The organism is Dietzia natronolimnaea (assembly GCF_002289575.1).
Classification (GTDB): Bacteria; Actinomycetota; Actinomycetes; order Mycobacteriales; family Mycobacteriaceae; genus Dietzia; species Dietzia natronolimnaea_A.
Genome location: NZ_NTGA01000057.1, coordinates 1 through 1,160 on the forward strand (window position 1 = coordinate 1; position 1,160 = coordinate 1,160).

Below are 1,160 nucleotides of genomic sequence, written 5' to 3' on the forward strand. Positions count from 1 at the left end.
GATCGGCGAGGTCTTGGGCGTCAGCCGCACCACCGTCTACCGGGCACTGCAACGCGAGACCGAGAAGCCAGCCCCGCGCCGGCAGAAGCCAAAGACGGCGTAGTCATGAGCAGGGGCGATGAACCTCAAGGTTCGATCGGCGCCCCCCCACTGAAGGGAGGACCGTCGCCGCGCGATGCTCCTCCCCTCGGCATCGGCATCACCTGACACCGCCAAACGAAATTGAGGGTCACAGGCCGGCAGTTCACCGAAGGCGAGGTCTTCGAATCTGCCAGAGCGGATTGGACGGGCCTGGTGCATTAAATTCGTAGCGGTGGCGTCTCGCACTCGAGCCGGCGTGCCCCACTGCCCTTGCGCCTTCCGCAGCTTCAGCATCGTCCGACCGACCCAGATCAGCCCCCGCCGTAGTCGGGGGACTTAATCTGTCTGAAACTACGAACTGGGAGGTCGCCGTGCGGCGATTGATGATCATCTCGGCAGTGGCGCTCCTTGCCGCGGCGTGCAGCACCACGGGCAGCGACAATGGGACACCGGGCAACTCCCCCGCTGCTCCGAACAGTGACGATGGGCCGCCGCGCAGCGATCGAGGAGCTATTTTGAAAGAGGTTGGCCAGGAGGGCGCCTACGGCTCCGAAGGCGACTGTGGCGGCGAACCATGCGTTGCATTCACAGTGACCGACATCAGCCGAACTTCCGAGTGTGAGTACCCAATAGAACCCGTGGAGGGGCAACTCCTCGATGTGGACCTGACGATCGAGACCAAGCCAGGGGCCAGCGAATACATGCTCACCGGGTCGTTTCAAACCTACAACTGGTCGGTCGTCACGGCCGAGGGGGTCACGAAAAAGAATGAGACAGGGGCGTTGATGTCGCCCTGCAACGCCGACCCGGATGGGCTCGGCGGGATGCTGAACCCAGGATCCAAGTACGCCGGAATGCTCCAGTTCGACGTTCCTGCGGACTCCCAGACCCTGCTTCTCGAGGTGCCCGGCGTAGACACCTGGGAGTGGCCCATCCCTGCGGTGGGATAACTCCTAACTTCGGGCTGCGAAGGGCAGGATGCAGTGAACAACACCCGGAGTCTGTACCACTAAACCCTGGAGCCCAAAAGTCGACGTTTCAAAAAGCTATAAATCACCCTGCGACACAGCAGCGATGGT

At 62.2% G+C, this 1,160-nt stretch carries 1 protein-coding gene; it reads left to right on the forward strand.

Annotation, left to right across the window (positions count from 1 at the left end; genetic code table 11):
• Positions 1-671: 671 nt before the first annotated feature.
• The gene (locus CEY15_RS18570) at positions 672-1,031 is read left to right on the forward strand and encodes a DUF4352 domain-containing protein (protein ID WP_176475181.1); all 360 of its coding nucleotides are present in this window, start codon (positions 672-674) and stop codon (positions 1,029-1,031) included.
• The last annotated feature ends 129 nt before the right edge of the window (positions 1,032-1,160 follow it).